Here is a 267-nt window from a genome sequence, read left to right as displayed (position 1 = left end):
GTCAAATTGATTATTGATATTGTAAAATCAATATTTGTAATCGAACTCGTAGGAGCCATGTTATTAGCATTTTACTTTTATCGAGATAATCCAGATTTAAAATATGCAATCATGCAAGGTGTTTTTGTTTCTATTTCTGCCACTACCAATGGTGGATTAGATATTACAGGTAAGTCATTAATTCCTTATGCACATGATTATTTTGTACAAGCGATAGTTATATTTTTAATAATTTTAGGATCAATCGGCTTCCCAGTATTATTAGAA

The 267-nt window shown here is 29.2% G+C and carries 1 protein-coding gene; it reads left to right on the top strand.

The annotated features are described in order from the left end of the window. Positions 1-6: 6 nt before the first annotated feature. Positions 7-267, top strand: a 261-nt coding sequence (locus GUI70_RS25765; RefSeq protein ID WP_272952933.1) for a potassium transporter TrkG, incomplete at its 3' end; no start/stop codon positions are given.

The organism is Deinococcus alpinitundrae (assembly GCF_009982895.1).
Taxonomy (GTDB): domain Bacteria; phylum Deinococcota; class Deinococci; order Deinococcales; family Deinococcaceae; genus Deinococcus; species Deinococcus alpinitundrae.
The sequence above is the reverse complement of the archived record's forward strand: the minus strand, read 5'-3'. Positions and strand labels throughout refer to the sequence as shown.